Source organism: uncultured Mycobacterium sp. (genome assembly GCF_964249325.1).
GTDB lineage: Bacteria > Actinomycetota > Actinomycetes > Mycobacteriales > Mycobacteriaceae > Mycobacterium.
In genome coordinates, this window is the sequence record NZ_CAXUCH010000210.1 from 6417 (window position 1) to 7488 (window position 1072).

1 protein-coding gene and 1 pseudogene (1 of these 2 running past the window's edge) are annotated in these 1072 nt (G+C 65.6%); both read right to left on the reverse strand.

The window, feature by feature from the left end:
• A pseudogene (locus ACFE99_RS20105) lies at nucleotides 1-447 on the reverse strand (hypothetical protein); it reaches 69 nt to the left of the window's first position.
• Between the two features lie 51 nt (nucleotides 448-498).
• Nucleotides 499-1072 (reverse strand): alpha/beta hydrolase-fold protein (locus ACFE99_RS20110; protein WP_375488179.1); only part of this gene is annotated, 574 nt, incomplete at its 5' end.

Sequence of the window (1072 nt, forward strand, 5' to 3'; positions counted from 1 at the left end):
GAGGACGTGCCAGGCGCCGTGGTACTGCCAGAGGCTGTCCGGCCTGCACAGGGGTGACCCCGAGCGTCCGGCGGCGTAGGCGGCAATTCCCAGCGCGAAGACGCCGGCCGGTGCCGCCCAAGCCGACCACCGGTGCCGACGCCCGCTCCAGGCCAGGGCGGCGGCGTACACCGTTCCCGTCGCGACGATGGGCCAGTCATGGGCGGGCTTCGCCCATGACGGTTGCGGTCCGTGGAAAGCGAAGCTGCCGGCGCCGACCGCGGCGAGCGCAAGCCCTGCAGCCACGGCAAGCGGCGCCCTAACCCGCGCCGCCCAGGACAATACGGCCATCCCGGCGGCGATGTAGGCGAGGCTGGTGATCGCTAGGACCGGCTGCGCCAGCGCCGCACCTACGACGACGCGCTCGCAGTCCGAATGTCCGAACGTGGGAGCGGTCAAGAGCTGCATGGCGATCCACCGTAATACGCCCTTTTGAAATCCGTCTGCAGGCAGAACCATTCAGCTAGAGAAAAGCCTCGCCAATCGATTGACGTAGGTAGTGACCTCCGGAGTGAAGTATTTGTACGTGTGAATGCCGCATGGTTTTGGGTCGTAGGTGTGCTGTATACCAGCGAATCTCAGCGCGACATGCAGACCGAGGGTCGTTTGGCCGGTGCCTGCTTCGAGGGCGCCTGCGGCAGGGTTTGTGACGAGCGTTTCGGCGTCGGCGGCGTCACAGGGCGAGCCGTCTGCCGCGGTGAGATAGATGTCCATGCCCCGCAGTTGGGATGCATTGGCAACCGGGTTGGCTGCGCGCCATCGACCGGCGTCCAGTGCGGGGTCGCCAAACATTCCGAATGGGTCGTACTGGCCAGCTGCTAGACCGTCGGCGCACTTGCGCTGTTCCACGGTCGCTCCGATGATGACGGCCGTCTCGTCAGGAGCTTGGTTGTTATCGCCGCCTGACAATGTTCCGACGGCACGGAACAGTTCCGGATGCTTCACGCCATAATGTGCGGCGCCAAAGCCGCCCATCGATGTTCGGAGGCATTCAGGGTGACCACGTGGGGGTAGTTGCCCGGCGCTGAGGGTG